The organism is Novosphingobium mangrovisedimenti, assembly GCF_025153475.1.
Classification (GTDB): domain Bacteria; phylum Pseudomonadota; class Alphaproteobacteria; order Sphingomonadales; family Sphingomonadaceae; genus Novosphingobium; species Novosphingobium mangrovi_A.
The window spans coordinates 137,100-150,676 of record NZ_JANZXA010000006.1 but is presented as its reverse complement, the minus strand read 5'-3'; the positions used below and the strand labels follow the sequence as shown (position 1 = coordinate 150,676).

The 13,577-nt window shown below is 64.6% G+C and carries 12 protein-coding genes; 3 read left to right on the top strand and 9 right to left on the bottom strand.

What is annotated here, in order from left to right:
* Position 1 precedes the first annotated feature (1 nt).
* On the top strand, positions 2-1,018 hold the full coding sequence (locus NZK81_RS10705) for an acyl-CoA dehydrogenase family protein (RefSeq protein WP_260046122.1): 1,017 nt from the start codon (positions 2-4) through the stop codon (positions 1,016-1,018).
* A gap of 354 nt (positions 1,019-1,372) precedes the next feature.
* Here the strand turns inward: NZK81_RS10705 and NZK81_RS10700 are convergent, their stop codons facing one another.
* The 3 genes from NZK81_RS10700 to NZK81_RS10690 all read right to left on the bottom strand — a co-directional run bounded on the left by NZK81_RS10700 (position 1,373) and on the right by NZK81_RS10690 (position 5,211).
* Positions 1,373-2,359 carry an alpha-ketoacid dehydrogenase subunit beta gene (locus NZK81_RS10700; RefSeq protein WP_260046176.1) on the bottom strand — a complete coding sequence of 329 codons (987 nt, stop codon included), beginning with the start codon at positions 2,357-2,359 and terminating at the stop codon, positions 1,373-1,375.
* Positions 2,360-2,376: 17 nt separating this feature from the next.
* Positions 2,377-3,375 carry a thiamine pyrophosphate-dependent dehydrogenase E1 component subunit alpha gene (locus NZK81_RS10695; RefSeq protein WP_260046121.1) on the bottom strand — a complete coding sequence of 333 codons (999 nt, stop codon included), beginning with the start codon at positions 3,373-3,375 and terminating at the stop codon, positions 2,377-2,379.
* A gap of 102 nt (positions 3,376-3,477) precedes the next feature.
* The gene (locus NZK81_RS10690) at positions 3,478-5,211 is read right to left on the bottom strand and encodes a class I adenylate-forming enzyme family protein (protein WP_260046120.1); all 1,734 of its coding nucleotides are present in this window, start codon (positions 5,209-5,211) and stop codon (positions 3,478-3,480) included.
* 327 nt (positions 5,212-5,538) lie between these two features.
* On the opposite strand from NZK81_RS10690, the gene NZK81_RS10685 reads away from it, so the two are divergent.
* Complete coding sequence (locus NZK81_RS10685) at positions 5,539-6,540, top strand: zinc-dependent alcohol dehydrogenase family protein (RefSeq protein WP_260046119.1); 1,002 nt, start codon at positions 5,539-5,541, stop codon at positions 6,538-6,540.
* Here NZK81_RS10685 and NZK81_RS10680 read toward each other — a convergent pair.
* The gene (locus tag NZK81_RS10680) at positions 6,527-6,964 is read right to left on the bottom strand and encodes a PaaI family thioesterase (RefSeq protein ID WP_260046118.1); all 438 of its coding nucleotides are present in this window, start codon (positions 6,962-6,964) and stop codon (positions 6,527-6,529) included. The genes NZK81_RS10685 and NZK81_RS10680 overlap by 14 nt on opposite strands.
* Before the next feature lie 7 nt (positions 6,965-6,971).
* Positions 6,972-8,666, bottom strand: a complete 1,695-nt coding sequence (locus NZK81_RS10675; protein ID WP_260046117.1) for an FAD-dependent oxidoreductase — start codon at positions 8,664-8,666, stop codon at positions 6,972-6,974.
* A 220-nt stretch (positions 8,667-8,886) separates the two neighbouring features.
* Between NZK81_RS10675 and NZK81_RS10670 the strand changes: the two genes are divergently transcribed.
* Positions 8,887-9,696: an enoyl-CoA hydratase/isomerase family protein gene (locus NZK81_RS10670; RefSeq protein ID WP_260046116.1), complete on the top strand. Its 810-nt coding sequence runs from the start codon at positions 8,887-8,889 to the stop codon at positions 9,694-9,696.
* 48 nt (positions 9,697-9,744) lie between these two features.
* On the opposite strand, the gene NZK81_RS10665 is transcribed toward NZK81_RS10670, so the two are convergent.
* The 4 genes from NZK81_RS10665 to NZK81_RS10650 all read right to left on the bottom strand — a co-directional run bounded on the left by NZK81_RS10665 (position 9,745) and on the right by NZK81_RS10650 (position 13,553).
* Positions 9,745-10,764, bottom strand: coding sequence for a GGDEF domain-containing protein (locus NZK81_RS10665; RefSeq protein WP_260046115.1), 1,020 nt, complete (start codon positions 10,762-10,764; stop codon positions 9,745-9,747).
* Between the two features lie 137 nt (positions 10,765-10,901).
* Positions 10,902-11,240, bottom strand: a complete 339-nt coding sequence (locus tag NZK81_RS10660; protein ID WP_260046114.1) for a DUF4286 family protein — start codon at positions 11,238-11,240, stop codon at positions 10,902-10,904.
* Positions 11,241-11,341: 101 nt separating this feature from the next.
* On the bottom strand, positions 11,342-12,382 hold the full coding sequence (locus NZK81_RS10655) for a helix-turn-helix domain-containing protein (RefSeq protein ID WP_260046113.1): 1,041 nt from the start codon (positions 12,380-12,382) through the stop codon (positions 11,342-11,344).
* A gap of 199 nt (positions 12,383-12,581) precedes the next feature.
* Positions 12,582-13,553 carry an enoyl-CoA hydratase/isomerase family protein gene (locus tag NZK81_RS10650; protein WP_260046112.1) on the bottom strand — a complete coding sequence of 324 codons (972 nt, stop codon included), beginning with the start codon at positions 13,551-13,553 and terminating at the stop codon, positions 12,582-12,584.
* Positions 13,554-13,577: the final 24 nt, after the last annotated feature.

Sequence of the window (13,577 nt, the reverse complement as noted above, 5' to 3'; positions counted from 1 at the left end):
GATGATCGAACTGAACGAACTCACCGACGCCGCGCAGAAGGCCTTCCCGGCGGACAAGCTCTCTCCCGACCGCGATGCGAGCTGGGAACTCATGGCCGAAATGGGCTGGATGATGATCCGCGTGCCCGAGGAACTGGGCGGGCTCGGCCTTGGCCGCGATGCCACGACCGCGATCCATTACGAGATGGGCCGCGTGCTGTCCTCCGCGCCGCTGATCCCGGCGCAGCTTGGCCTGCAGGCGATCCTCGCCAGCGAAACGCTTGCCGACAAGGCCGACTGGGTCGAGCGCATCTGCGGCGGCGAATACGTGCCCCTGCACATGCGCGCCGCCCGCCTGACGCCTGCCGGGGACGGCTCGCTGACCGGCACGATTTCGGGCGTCTTCGAGGCCGACATGGCCAGCACCATCGTCGCCAGCCTGCCGCATGGCTACGCGCTGCTGCCGCTCGATGCCCCGGGCGTATCGCTTGTCGAACGCCCCATCTGGGACCCGAGCCGCCGCATGTTCGACGTAGTGCTGGACGGCTATGCCCCCGATCCCGCGCTCTACCTCGCCGATGTGAAGGGCGCGCCGGCCATGCACGATGCGATCGCGCCCGAGGCACACCTTGCCATCGCGGCGGACTGCCTTGGCGGCTCTGCCGCCGCGCTCGACATGACGGTCGAATACATGGCCATGCGCAAGCAATTCGACCGCCCGATCGCGATGTTCCAGGCCCTCAAGCACCGCGCCGCCGACATGAAGACGCGCATCGTCGTTGCCGACGCGCTCCTGTGGAGCCGCGTGCATGACGAGGATGCCGACATCATCCAGTTCGGCGCCATGAAGACGCTCGCGGGCGAGACCTACCAGTTCGTCACCGAAGAGATGATCCAGCTCCACGGCGGCATCGGCCTCACCGAAGAGCATCAGTGCCACCTGTTCATGAAGCGCGCGATGCTCAATCCCGAACTGGCCGGCGAACCGGACCTGTGGAAGGAACGCATGGGACGCGAGGCCATGGCCAAGCTGGGCTGAAACGGACCTTACGCCATCGCCCGCGGCGGCATAAGCCTGTCGGGATGGTGATGGCCGCCGTTCCATAGTTCCGTCGTCCCTGCGTAGGCAGGGACGACGAGCATGGTGTGGGCAGTTTCCAGCCAGCAACGGCCAGCAAGACGACCAAGAAAAAGCCCCTCCCCCGCGATCTGCGAGGGAGGGGCTTTTCGTTAGCGCATGATCACCGCTGAATGAACCATTCGTCATTGCGAGCGAAGCGAAGCAATCCAGAGCGGTACACAGCGCCGCCCTGGATTGCCGCGGCCCTACGGGCCTCGCAATGACGATTCAAGCTAAGACGATCATGCTCTCACCTTGTGCCGAAGCCCGGGCTCAGCCCATTGCAACGAGGCGCTTGGCCTCCTCGATGATCGCCGGCGGCTGGACGAGGAACGCGTCCTCCAGCTTCTTGGCGAAGGGCACCGAGCAGTACGGCGCACCGAGGCGGCCGACCGGAGCCTTGAGCTTGCCGAACAGCGCGTCCTGCACGGTTGCGGCGATTTCCGCGCCCGGGCCGAAGTTCTTGCCGGCTTCGTGGACGACCAGCAGGCGGCCCGTCTTCTCGGCCGAGGCGAGGACGGTTTCCTTGTCCCACGGCGAGATCGTGCGCAGGTCGACCACTTCGGCCGAAATGCCGGCCTCGGCAAGCTTGCCGACGGCTTCCATCACGGTGAACATCATCTGCCCGTAGGAAACGATGGTGATGTCGGTGCCCGGCGCCACGATGTTCGCCTTGCCGAGCGGGATCGGGCCCTGATTGGCCGGCACGTCCATCGGCACGAACAGCGTCTTGCCGCTCTCGACGATGATGACCGGGTCCGGATCCTGGATCGCGGAAAGGTAGAGGCCCTTGAAGTCGGCCGGGGTCCAGGGGATCACGACCTTGATGCCCGCGGTGTGGCAGAACCACGCCTCGTAGAAGTCGGCGTGCTGGCCGGCGGTCTGGTTGCCCGCGCCGGTCAGGGTGCGGATCACCAGCGGAACCTGGCTCTGGCCGCCCGACATGAAGCGCAGCTTGGCCGCGTGGTTCACGATCATGTCCATCGCCACGGTCGTGAAGTTCATCAGCATGATCTCGGCCACCGGCTTGTAGCCGGCCATGGCCGCGCCGATGGCCGCGCCGATGATCGCCTGTTCGGAGATTGGCGTGGACTTCACGCGCATGGTGCCGAACTTGGTCGACAGCCCCCGGGTCACGCCGACGACGCCACCGCCTTCGTTATCGGCAATGTCCTCGCCGAGCACGAGGACCTTCTCGTCCGCTTCCATGGCCTCCATCAGGGCGGAATTGATCGCCTGGAGGCCGTTCATCTTGACCATTTCAACAGTATCGGTGCTCACGCCGGGATCTCCTCGGCAAAGACGTCGCGACGCAGTTCATCGTCGGACGGGAATTCACAGTTCATGGCGAAGTCGATCGCGTCCTTCACCTCGGCTTCGATCTCGGCCTTCATCGCCTCGAGCTGTTCCTCGGTGGCGATGCCGTCGTCGATCAGCTTCTGGCGGAAGATCGGCAGCGGATCCTTCGCCATCGCCTCGGCCTTTTCTTCCTTGGTCATGTAGCCGTCGGCATCGCCGAAGACGTGGCCCATGAAACGGAAGGTCTTGCATTCGAGCAGGGTCGGCCCCTCGCCCGCGCGGGCACGCTCGATGGCGGCATGGGCGTGGGCGTAGACGTCGACCGGATCGTTGCCGTCGACGGTGTAGCCCGGCATGCCGTAGCCGATCGCGCGCTTCGAGATCTGGTCGACCGCGGTGCCGTTCTCGAAACGGGTGTGCTCGGCAAAGCCGTTGTTCGAGCAGACGAAGATCACCGGCAGCTTCCACACGCCGGCAAGGTTGAGCGCCTCGTGGAAGGCACCGATGTTGCTGGCACCGTCACCGAAATAGGCGACCGTCACCTGCTTGGTGCCGTCAAGCAGCGCGGCCCAGCCGAAGCCGTTGGCGATCGGCATCGAGGAACCGACGATGCCGGTGGTGACCATCACGCCGGTTTCCGGGTGGGTAAGGTGCATCGGGCCGCCCTTGCCCTTGCAGGTGCCGTCGACACGGCCGCAGATTTCGGCCCAGAGCGGGCGCAGCGGCATGTTCTTGGCGACCATGTCCTGAATGCCGCGATAGATCGTGCAGATCTTGTCGTCGTCGTTGAGGAGCACGGAAATGCCCGCCGGAATGCATTCCTGGCCGCGTGCCGAATAGTACGGTGCGTGGATGCGGCCCTGGCGGATCTGGGCGCGGGTGAATTCGTCGTTGCGCTCGATGCGGATCATCCTGCGATAGATGTCGAGCTGGGTGGCCGCATCGGGCAACGCGCGGTTGGTTAGCGTATCAGTCATGGTCCCTCTCTCGAAAACCTCCGTCGACAGGATCTTGGTACTGCGTTTTCAGTATATCGCGGGCAAACCAGCGCAAGAGTCAGGGCACCGGCCCGGCGATATCTAGGCCCCGAGACGTTTTGCGACGAGCTCCTTCACGACCGCCGGCTTCACCTTCTCGCTGCCGGTGATGGCCATCTCCTCGTCGGTGAAGAAGAGCACGCGGCGGGGCACCTTGAAGCTGGCAATGTGCTCCTTGCAGAAGCCGATCACGCTCTTTTCGTCCAGCCGCGCCCCATCCACGGGCACGATCGCGGTGACCACCATCTCGCCCAGCAGGTCATCCGGCACGCCCACCGTCTGGACGCGCTTGACGCCGGGGAACCGGGCAACGACCTCGTCCACCTCGATCGGCGCGACATTGGCGCCGCCGGTCTTGATCATGTCGGTCAGGCGCCCGTCCCAGAAGAACCGGCCCTGCGCGTCGATCCGGCCGCCGTCCCCGGTGCAGTAGAAGCCTTGCGCGTCGAAACACTCCTCGGGCGCCTTGCCGAGATAGCCGGTCATCAAGGTCGGGCCCTTGATGCACATCTCGCCCTTCTCGCCCATCGGCACGATCGCGCCGGTAAAGGGATCGACGATCTTGATGGTGTTGCCCGGCAGCACCTCGCCCATCGAGCCCGCGTATGCCTCGTCCGCAACGCCTGCCACGCGCGAGGTGCAGATGGTCATCGTCTCGGTGGTGCCGAACGACATCGGCACGTCCCAGTCGGTATCGACGGTGGGATGCTCCCAGATCTGTTCGCCGCGCGTCACGTACCTGAGGCTTGACAGGTCCGCGCTCACCCAGTTGGACGCCGCCTGAAAGCGCGCCCACTGGTGCGGGCGGCCACTGGTGAAGGTGACTTTCTCCGCCTCGATCAGGAACAGCGCTTCTTCCGCGTCGAAATAGCGCTGCAGGATCACCGCGCCGCCGGTGGAAAGAGCGCTTCCGACCACCATCGAGACATTGCCCGACCAGAAGAAGCCGTTGCCCGTCCAGCTGCGCACGGGCTCGTTCATCGCGAAAATGCGCGGCCAGCGCCACCACTGGATGGCGAAGGCGCGCTGCGAATGGACGATGCCCTTGGGCAGGCTGGTCGTACCCGAGGAGAAGAATATGCCGCCGGTATCGGCCGGATGGACCGCATCGGCGCGCGCGAGAACGGCGGCCTCCGGGACATGACTGGCGCGGGCGAGAAACGTCTCCCAGCGCTCGACGGCGCCGTCCTCGTGCGAAGTCAGCGGATCGGCATCGCCAAGGATACCCGGCAGCGAAACGAGATGGCGCAGGTAAGGATAGCGCTGCGACACGAGATGCCCCGGCCGGCCGTGCCCGATCGCCGGCTCCAGCCCGTCGATCATCACGAAGAAGTCCTTCTTCAGCACATGCTGCTCGAACAGCAGCAGCGATATTTCCGAGGCCTTGAGCAGGTAGTCCAGCTCCGAAGGCGTCGAGAAGGTGCTGAGCGCGACCGGCACGCCGCCGGCCAGCGCCGTGCCGAACAGGCTGGAGAGGAACTCCGGCCGGTTGGTCATCAGGATGCCGACACGCGCTCCCTTGCCGATGCCGGCTGCGGCCAGCGCGCGCGCCACCTCCAGCGAGCGGGCAAGCAAATCGTCATAGGTCCACGCGAAGCGCTGCGTGCGATTGCGCAGGACCACCGCCTCGCGAGGGCCGTACCGTGCGGCGAGATCGCGCAGGTAGCCGCCGATGGTGTGCGGTCCCTGCCCGGCCTCATCGGCGAGCGACGGCCCGGCGACCAGCGAAAGGGCCGGTTGCGCAAGCGTGTCCTGATGGCTGACGGCAGCTTGCATGGCTGAATATCCTCTCCCGAACGCGCGTGACGCGCATGTTTCCCCTCGGGCCTAGCAATGCCCGGACGACGGAGGAATGCGGCGGGGCCGGCATTGGCGGTTCAGTCACTTCGCTGCGCAGCGGGAGGCAAAGCCATCGCTCCGGCGCACCGGATTCCGGCTGCGCCAGTGCCCCGCTCTGGTCTACCAAGACACTTCGTCATTGCGAGGCGGCAAAGCCGGCGAAGCAATCCAGAGCAGTGCAAACCGCCCCTGGATTGCCGCGCGACCTTCGGCCGCTCGCGATGACGAAAGGACCGGCGGTCAGGTCTGAACAGGAGAGCTGGGATGATGAAACAGGCAACCGTTGAAAGCGGCAAGGGCATCGATACCATCGCGATACACAACGCACCGATCCCCGAACCCGGACCGGGTCAGGCGCTCATCCGGATCAAGGCGGCAACGCTGAACTTTCGCGACACGATCGTTGCCAAGGGGCTCATCCCGGGGCTCGGCAAGGAACCCGAGGTCGTGCCCCTCTCCTGCTGTGCCGCCGAAGTCGTGAAGGTCGCCGACGGCGTCACCCGCGTCGCCGTCGGCGAGCGCGTGGTGCCGATCTTCGCGCCGTTCTGGATGACCGGCAATACGCCCGATCCGCGCATGCTGGGCGGCCCGATCGACGGCGTCGCGCGGCAATATGCGGTGTTCGATGCCGAGAGCCTGTGCCACCTGCCCGATGAGCTGGGCGACCTCGAAGGCGCCACCCTCGCCTGCGCGGTGCTGACGGCATGGTCGGCGCTCACCGCCTTCCGCCCGACCGGCGCGGGCGACTGGGTGCTAGCGCACGGCACCGGTGGCGTATCGATCGCGGCGCTTCAGCTTGCCAAGGCGATGGGCGCAAACGTCGCGATCACCTCCTCCTCCGATGCCAAGCTGGCACGCGCCGCCTCCTATGGCGCGGACCTTTGCATCAACTACCGCCAGACGCCCGACTGGGCCGCCGAAGTCCGCAAGGCACTGGACGAGAGGCCGCTGGCCAATGTCATCGACACGGTCGGCGCGGTGCAGTTCGACGACAACGTCTCGCTCCTCGGCGAAGGCGGCCAGCTATCGGCCATCGGCATGCTCGGATCGGATTTCAGCTGGACCCGCATGGGCGAGCAAGGCGTCAACCTCGCCCCGATCGGCGTCGGCAACCGCGAGCAGCACGAGGCGATGACCGCATTCATCGTGGAGCACCGCATCAAGCCGGTGGTCGATGTCGTCTACGATCTCGACCGGCTGGTCGATGCCTACCGCCACCTCGAAAGCGGGCGGTTCTTCGGCAAGGTTGGCGTCAGTCTGCTCTGACGCCGGAGCCCGTGAAAGACTGGAATATCCCGTCGGCGGACCCGGCCGTTTCGCCGTCCACTTCGAACAGGCCGCGCAGGAATACGAGGCGGCTGGTACGGCGCACGAGCTGCGGCCTGCAGATGACAAGTTGCCCCACCCGCACGCTGCGCACGAAGTGATAGTTGAGCTGCACGGTCGCGCAGTTCGGCGCGCCGATGGCGTCCACCGCGCCGATACCCAGCGCGATGTCGGCAAAAGTCATCATCGCCCCGCCGTGGACGGTATCGGGCCGGTTGTTCGCCAGCGCCGCGCTCGTCACCAGCGCGACCTCGCGCGTCTCCGCCTGCCCACGCATGAAGACCGGATCGATCGTCGCCGAGTAGGAATCGAGCTGGACGCGCGTCCAGTCCTGCGCCTCCAGCGCCGCTATCTTGTCCTTCATCCCGCGATCAGGCGACCTGGTTGTCGAGCCCGGCAGCGTGCTTGGCGGCGATCCAGCCGAACGTCATCGACGGGCCGACACTGGCACCGGCGCCGGGATAGACATTGCCCATGGGCGATGCGGTGGTGACGCCGGTCGCATAAAGCCCCTCGATCACCGAACCATCCGCGCGCAGCACGCGGCTGTGCTCGTCGGTAACGACGCCGCCATACGTGCTGACGTCCCCGGGAACGCACGACACCGAATAGAACGGGGCCTTCTCGATCGTGCCCATGGACTTCTCGTCCGAGAAGGGATCGCCCACGTAGCCGCACTTGTCGTATTCACGCTCACCGCGGTGGAAGTCCTCGTCCTTGCCCGCGCGTGCGAAGGCATTCCAGCGCTCGACGGTGGCTTTCAGCTTTTCGGGTGGCACGCCGATGCTCTTCGCCAGGTCCTCGATCGTGTCGGCCTTGTGGAGGTAGCCCTTGCCTTCCCAGGCCTTGGGCATCTTCTTGTCGATCCACTTGCCGGCGACCTGGTACTTTTCGGCATATTGCTGGTCCATGATCCCCCAGCTCGGGATCGCGGGAACCTCGCGGTTGCGCTTGAGCATGTTCTCGCAGAACAGCTCGTAGGAACCGCCCTCGTTCATGTAGCGCTCGCCCGACTGGTCGACGAGGATGGCGTGCGGCTTGGCGGTCACGCTCTGCATGCCGGGCATGACATAGTCGCTCTCCCAGCCGGGTGCCTCGGTCATCTGGAAGCCGACCATCTGGTCCATCTGCGCAAGCACGCCGCCGAGCCGCTCCAGTTCGATGTGCATGTCGCCAGTGTCTTCCTTGGGAACCTGCGACCACTTGGCCTGGCTGCCCGGAATGTACTTGTCGCGCATGGCCTGGTTCTTGGCGAAGCCACCCGCATTGACAAGAATGCCCAGCCTCGCGCCGATGCGAATGGTCTTGCCGCCCGTCTCCGCCACGACGCCCACGGCCTTGCCCGCATCGTCGAGAATGATTTCACGCACCGGCGCCTCGGTGCGGATGTCCACGCCCGCGGCCAGCGCGGCCTTGAGCAGGCGCCCTTGCAGGCAGGCACCGGCAGTGGTGTACTGACGGCCGCGCAGCTTGTCGCCGATGGTGCGGAAGGCGATCTTCGCCAGCATCTTCTTGGCATTGGGATTGGTGCGCATGTGGCCGAGCTGCATGCCCTCACTCAGCGTCGCGTTGACCTCGATGAAGCCCTTGCGCAGCTTCTTGCGCCAAGGGCCGAGTTCCTTGAGATTGAAGGGCTTGGCAACCACTGTTCGCGTGGTTTTGAAACCGCCGGGCATCTCGTCGTAGTAGTCGGGCCAGTAGTGGTGGCCGCGCTGCAGCTCGATGCCCTGCTCGACCAGGAAGTCGATCATCTTCGATGCCTGCGTGGCATAGGCGCGCCGCTTTTCCGGCGTCGAACCCGGCGCCGATCCGCCATCGAGGTTCTGCAAGGCGTCGAGATAGGTCACTGCCGCTTCGACGGAATCGCTCTCGCCATCCTCGGCGATGAAGCGGTTGTTCGGGATCCACATGACCCCGCCCGACTTGCAGGTGGTGCCGCCCACGACATCGGCCTTCTCGAGAATCAGGACCGACTTGCCTGCCTGGCGCATCAGCAGCGCAGAAGACATGGAACCTGCCCCACTGCCCACGACCACCCAGTCAAAGGTTTCGTCGAACTGCGCCATCCCCGAAGCTCCCTCTCGTATTCCGTCCCGCGCTTGCTGCGCATCTGTTCAACAAGATAGACAGGAGCATGCGGCCTTTTGCAAGGCAGGCAGCGTACCGCCACGGCGATGCTCGCCACCTTTCGCCGGGGCGACCCCTTGCACGCGGGGAGCGGATATGCGCTGGCCTCTCGGCAAACCCGCCCTATGACGATCACAACGAAGAGGGAGCCCCGCCGCTATGACCGATACCGCCCCTGCACTGCCAAACCTGGGCACGATCGAAATGGCCCGCGAAGGCCGCCTGCTGCGCATCACCCTGAACCGGCCGGATGCACTCAACGCGGTGAACCTGCAGCTCCACGACGATCTCGCCGAAGCCCTGTGGTTCGCGCAGTGCGACACCGGATCGGACGTGATCGTGCTGACCGGCGCAGGCCGCGCCTTCTCGGCAGGCGGCGATCTCGACCATATCGAGAACAATGCGAAGAACCCGCACCTGTTCGATCATGAGACCCGCGTGGCCAAGCGCATCGTCTCCACGCTGCTCGACATCGACAAGCCGGTGGTGTGCCGGATGAACGGCCATGCCGTGGGCCTCGGCGCGACGCTGGCGCTGCTGTGCGACGTGATCTTCGCGGCCGAAGGCGCCAAGATCGGCGATCCGCACGTCGGCCTCGGCCTTGTCGCAGGAGATGGCGGCGCGGTGATCTGGGCCCAGCGCATCGGCCTCACCCGCGCCAAGGAGTTCCTGCTGACGGGTGACCTGCTCACGGCGAGCAAGGCCGCCGAGATCGGACTGGTCAATCACTGCGTGCCGCTGGAAGAGCTCGACGAGAAGGTCGATGCCTTCTGCGAAAAGCTGCTGAACGGCGCGATGGTCGCCATCCGCGCGACCAAGATCCTGACCAACCTCGAACTCAAGCGCCTTGCCACCGCGCTGATGGACGCGGGCATTGCCTACGAGTCCGTCTCCGTCCGCAGCGCCGACCACATGGAAGGCATCCAGGCGCTCAAGGAAAAGCGCAAACCGAAGTTCATCGGCCGCTAGCAGGAAGAGTTTCCGGTACGCGACCGGACCTGCCCGCCGAACCCTTGGTCAGGCGGCCGTGCATGATTGCGAGCCGGGATGTCCGTCGTCCGGCGGAAGCGTCGCACCGGCAGAGATCCGGTCGGACTGCCGCACCGCGCTGTCGCGATCGGTCGTCCGCACCGTCGATGCAGGAACATGCAGCCCCAGATCGCCCTTGATCTCGGCACTGCTCAGGACGACGACGCCCGAACCCGATTGCTTGGCCATGTACATCAGGGCATCGGCCGCTCTCAGATCGGCATCGACCGAATTCAGGCCGTTGGGCAGCACAAGGATGCCGAGGCTGCACTTGAGGCTGCCCGGCCCCCCGTTGTTGATCGCATCGTGCAACCGACTGGCGACGGCGGACCCCGCCGCCTCGTCCTTCACTTTCATGAAAATGACGAATTCATCGCCGCCCATGCGCGCAAAGACATCGCCCTTGCGGATGGTCTTGCGCACAATGTCGGCAAAAGCCTTCAGGCTCTTGTCACCCTGGGCATGACCCTTCTCGTCGTTCAGTTGCTTGAGGCCGTCGAGATCGGCATAGACCAGCGCGGACCAGCCGCCAGAGCACTGATCGCTCTCGGCTATCTCGAAGAAGGCCTGCCGGTTCAGCGCGCCCGTGAGCGGGTCCGTACGGGCTACCCGCCATTCCCGTTCACACGACTTGCGCGCCATGCCGATGAAGACGACGACGATAAGGATGCCCACAATCCTGCCCGCCAGGCTCAGGATCTGAAGGTTGGTATCGTCGGGATAGTAAGGCACGGTTCCCGTCGCCACCTTGATCGCGATGACCGCGATGCCGATGGCCACGGCAATACGTGTGCTCAGGGCCCAGGCCGCCAGCGCGATCACCGCCAGATAGACCGGACCGAACCAGATCTGCGCGGGTGCAACGGATTCGACCAGCGCGACCGCGCACAACAGCATGATGACGACCGGCCATGCCACGCGGGGCGGCATCCTGAACAGGAACGAGTGTTCCAGTTGCAACGAGGGGTGGCGAACCTCCCGCCGCTCTATCTTGCGCTTGGCGGTCATGACACAGGCATAACCGACAAGCCGCTAAGTTTGGATTAACGATAGTGTTAGCCCGTATTCGGCGAAATCGGGGTTCGCGCAGACCCGGCAAGACAGGCCAAGCAAAAAGGCCTCCGCTTGCGTGCTGGCCTTGTGCATTACGCGTCCGGCACAACCCGTTCGCCCATTTCGGTGAAGAGCGCGGTATAACAGGTGCCCATGTCCTGAGCATCGCTCTGCGTCAGTTCGCCGGACTGGGCCGCCGTGCCCATCGCGCCCAGGAACGCCATCGGATCGTCCGCCTCGATATCGTAGATCGCGAGGAATTCGTTCTCGTCACGCCCCATCAGCTTGGCGGCCAGCTTGTAGCGCTGGGCGCCGGCCATCCCAAACTTGTTGACCAGCTCCGGCAGGTGCTTGGTGTTGTACCATTCGTGATACTCGTCCTCGCGGCCGGGCAGCGGACGGGTAAGCGCAACGAGCTTCATCTTCGGCATGACATCCTCCTGATTGTTCGGACGGCAACATTCGCCATCGCCCGAAGCGATGCAAGTGCCCACTATCTAAAAGGGAGCACAGATCGCCCCACCGGACGGGCCTACTGCAGAAGCTGGCCGGCAACCGGATATTCGGGAAAGCCCTCGGACGTTTCCACCTGCACGGCCATGGCCTCGCGAGCGCTGCATTCACCGCGATACTCGCGCGGATTGGCGCCGAACACGCGCTTGAACATGCGGCTGAAATGCGCGGGGCTCTTGAACCCGACGCCATAGGCGATCTCGCTGATCGAGATGTCATGCGGGTCGGAACTCGCCAGCCAGGCCTTGGCCTTGGCCAGCCGCTGTTCCCAGACCAGCTCGGAGAACGAGGTCTCGCGCAGGCGCAACAGGAACGAGAGGTAGCGCGGGCTGATCCCGCACCCCTTGGCGACCATCGCGGTCGAAAGCTGGGGATCGGACAAGTGCACTTCGATGAAACGCAGCACTTCCTCCAGCCGCCGCTCGGCAATCGACTGGCGCGCAGGCTGCACGTCCTCGGCGGCGCGAACCGCGTTGCCGATCAGGCCGAAGGCGGTTTCCGCCAGCAGTCGCGCCGATTCCTCGCCCAGACCGCCATCGTCCTCGAAAACGTCGGTCAGGATGTTCTCGGCAATCGCCAGCTCGGCGCGTTCCATCGGCATGAACAGGCCGGTGCTGAAATTCTGCTGGATATAGGATCGCAGGATATGCGTCGGCACGGTGACGTGGAGCACTTCGTGCACGTTGTCGCTGTCGGTGCGGCATTCGATGAAGAAAGGCGACATCGAGCGGGTAATCACGAAATCGCCCGGCCTGGCGACCTTGTTTCCGCACTGGTTGGACAAGGCCAGTTCGCCATGCTTGACGAACCAGAGGATCGACAGATCGGTCGCGTCCTCGCGGATGTGCTGGCGCGAACGGCGGAACGACAGGTTGGTGGCCGAACGCTGCTTGATGATCGAAATCGCGCCCACCGTCTTGCGCTCGGACCGCACGTCGACAGTCGACGCATCCTCGATCCGTAGCTCGCCGAGATAATATTCCTGTTCGCGCGTACCGCGGAACATCTGCTGGCACTCGCGGTAATTGCGCTTGTCGAATGAGAACAAGGTCTCTGTCATGGCTCTCTCCCGCTCACGGGCAGGTGCTTCCTGCACGCGCCCGCCTGGATTTCTGCCGACTCTTGCCGGTCAGGACACCCTGCTTTTTTACCACGACACCGGCCGCCAACTCTACCGTGCATGCAAACTCTTCTGCATTGCGTGCATTATCGACGAGCCCGGTATCGACAATCACGGTCCGGAAAGGACCGGCCGGGGATCAGCCCAGCCGCCCCTTCTTCGAAAGGCGCCATTCGGGCGGGTAGTTGAGATCGTGACCCTTCACGACCTTGCCGATGCCCTGCTTGAAGGTGTTGTCCTTGCCCAGGTTCACGTCGTTCTCGCCGTCGTCCTTCATCAGCGGCAGCATGCCTTCGAGCCAGCCGGTGAGCAGCGAGCCGAAATATTCGCCGCGATACTGCTTGTAGGCCTCGATGAAGGTCTTCTGCGCCACCACCACGTCGGTCGGCCGCGTGATCGAGCAGGCGTGCGCGTACTTGGCGGTTTCGGCCTCGAGCTGATCACGCGACACCACCGAGTTGACGAAGTTGGACTGGAACATCTCGCCCGCCGTGAACGGACGGCCGGTGAAGAGCATTTCGGAAAAGCGGCGCAAGCCGACGGTTTCCAGCCACTGCCACATGCGCGGCCCCCAGCCGGCGTAGCGGAACGAGGGATGGCCGAACAGCGCGTCGTCCGACGAGACGATCAGGTCGGCATCTGCGCACTGGTAGAAGTGCCAGCCATAGCAGTAGCCCTTGGCCTCGATGATCGAGATCTTCTTGAACTCCTGCAGCGGCCGGTTGCCCGAGCGCGCCTTGGCATAATAGTCGGTCAGCCCGTGGAGGTAGCGGTAGGAACCCGCCGGCGGGTACTTCACGCTGGGATCGTCGATCTCCAGGTCGACGAGGAAATTGTCGTCCGGGCCGGGGCTCAGGTAGAGATCGCCGTGCTCGTCGAGATCGCCGCCGCTGCCCAGGTTGTCGCCCATGCCGCGGATCACGAGGACCTTCACTTCGTCGTCGATGTTCGCCTTGAACACCAGTTCGCCGAAACGCGCGCGCATGCCGATGGTGGCGGTGTTGTGCTTTTCGAGCCGGTTGAAGGTGATCGTCGCGATCTTGGTGGCGGGGTCCTTTTCATAGAGGACGTGCGCCTCGGCGGCTTTCTTGTGATCTGCTATCGTTTTCATCAGCGTTCTCTCCCGCCACATGGC

Excerpts from the sequence above, each read along its gene's own strand:
- NZK81_RS10700 (WP_260046176.1), bottom strand. The coding sequence starts at position 2,359 with ATGGTCAAGATGAACGGCCTCCAGGCGATCAATTCCGCCCTGATGGAG.
- NZK81_RS10670 (WP_260046116.1), top strand. The coding sequence starts at position 8,887 with ATGACCGATACCGCCCCTGCACTGCCAAACCTGGGCACGATCGAAATG.
- NZK81_RS10705 (WP_260046122.1), top strand. The coding sequence starts at position 2 with ATGATCGAACTGAACGAACTCACCGACGCCGCGCAGAAGGCCTTCCCG.
- NZK81_RS10650 (WP_260046112.1), bottom strand. The coding sequence starts at position 13,553 with ATGAAAACGATAGCAGATCACAAGAAAGCCGCCGAGGCGCACGTCCTC.
- NZK81_RS10690 (WP_260046120.1), bottom strand. The coding sequence starts at position 5,211 with ATGCAAGCTGCCGTCAGCCATCAGGACACGCTTGCGCAACCGGCCCTT.
- NZK81_RS10665 (WP_260046115.1), bottom strand. The coding sequence starts at position 10,764 with ATGACCGCCAAGCGCAAGATAGAGCGGCGGGAGGTTCGCCACCCCTCG.
- NZK81_RS10695 (WP_260046121.1), bottom strand. The coding sequence starts at position 3,375 with ATGACTGATACGCTAACCAACCGCGCGTTGCCCGATGCGGCCACCCAG.
- NZK81_RS10675 (WP_260046117.1), bottom strand. The coding sequence starts at position 8,666 with ATGGCGCAGTTCGACGAAACCTTTGACTGGGTGGTCGTGGGCAGTGGG.
- NZK81_RS10680 (WP_260046118.1), bottom strand. The coding sequence starts at position 6,964 with ATGAAGGACAAGATAGCGGCGCTGGAGGCGCAGGACTGGACGCGCGTC.
- NZK81_RS10660 (WP_260046114.1), bottom strand. The coding sequence starts at position 11,240 with ATGCCGAAGATGAAGCTCGTTGCGCTTACCCGTCCGCTGCCCGGCCGC.
- NZK81_RS10655 (WP_260046113.1), bottom strand. The coding sequence starts at position 12,382 with ATGACAGAGACCTTGTTCTCATTCGACAAGCGCAATTACCGCGAGTGC.
- NZK81_RS10685 (WP_260046119.1), top strand. The coding sequence starts at position 5,539 with ATGATGAAACAGGCAACCGTTGAAAGCGGCAAGGGCATCGATACCATC.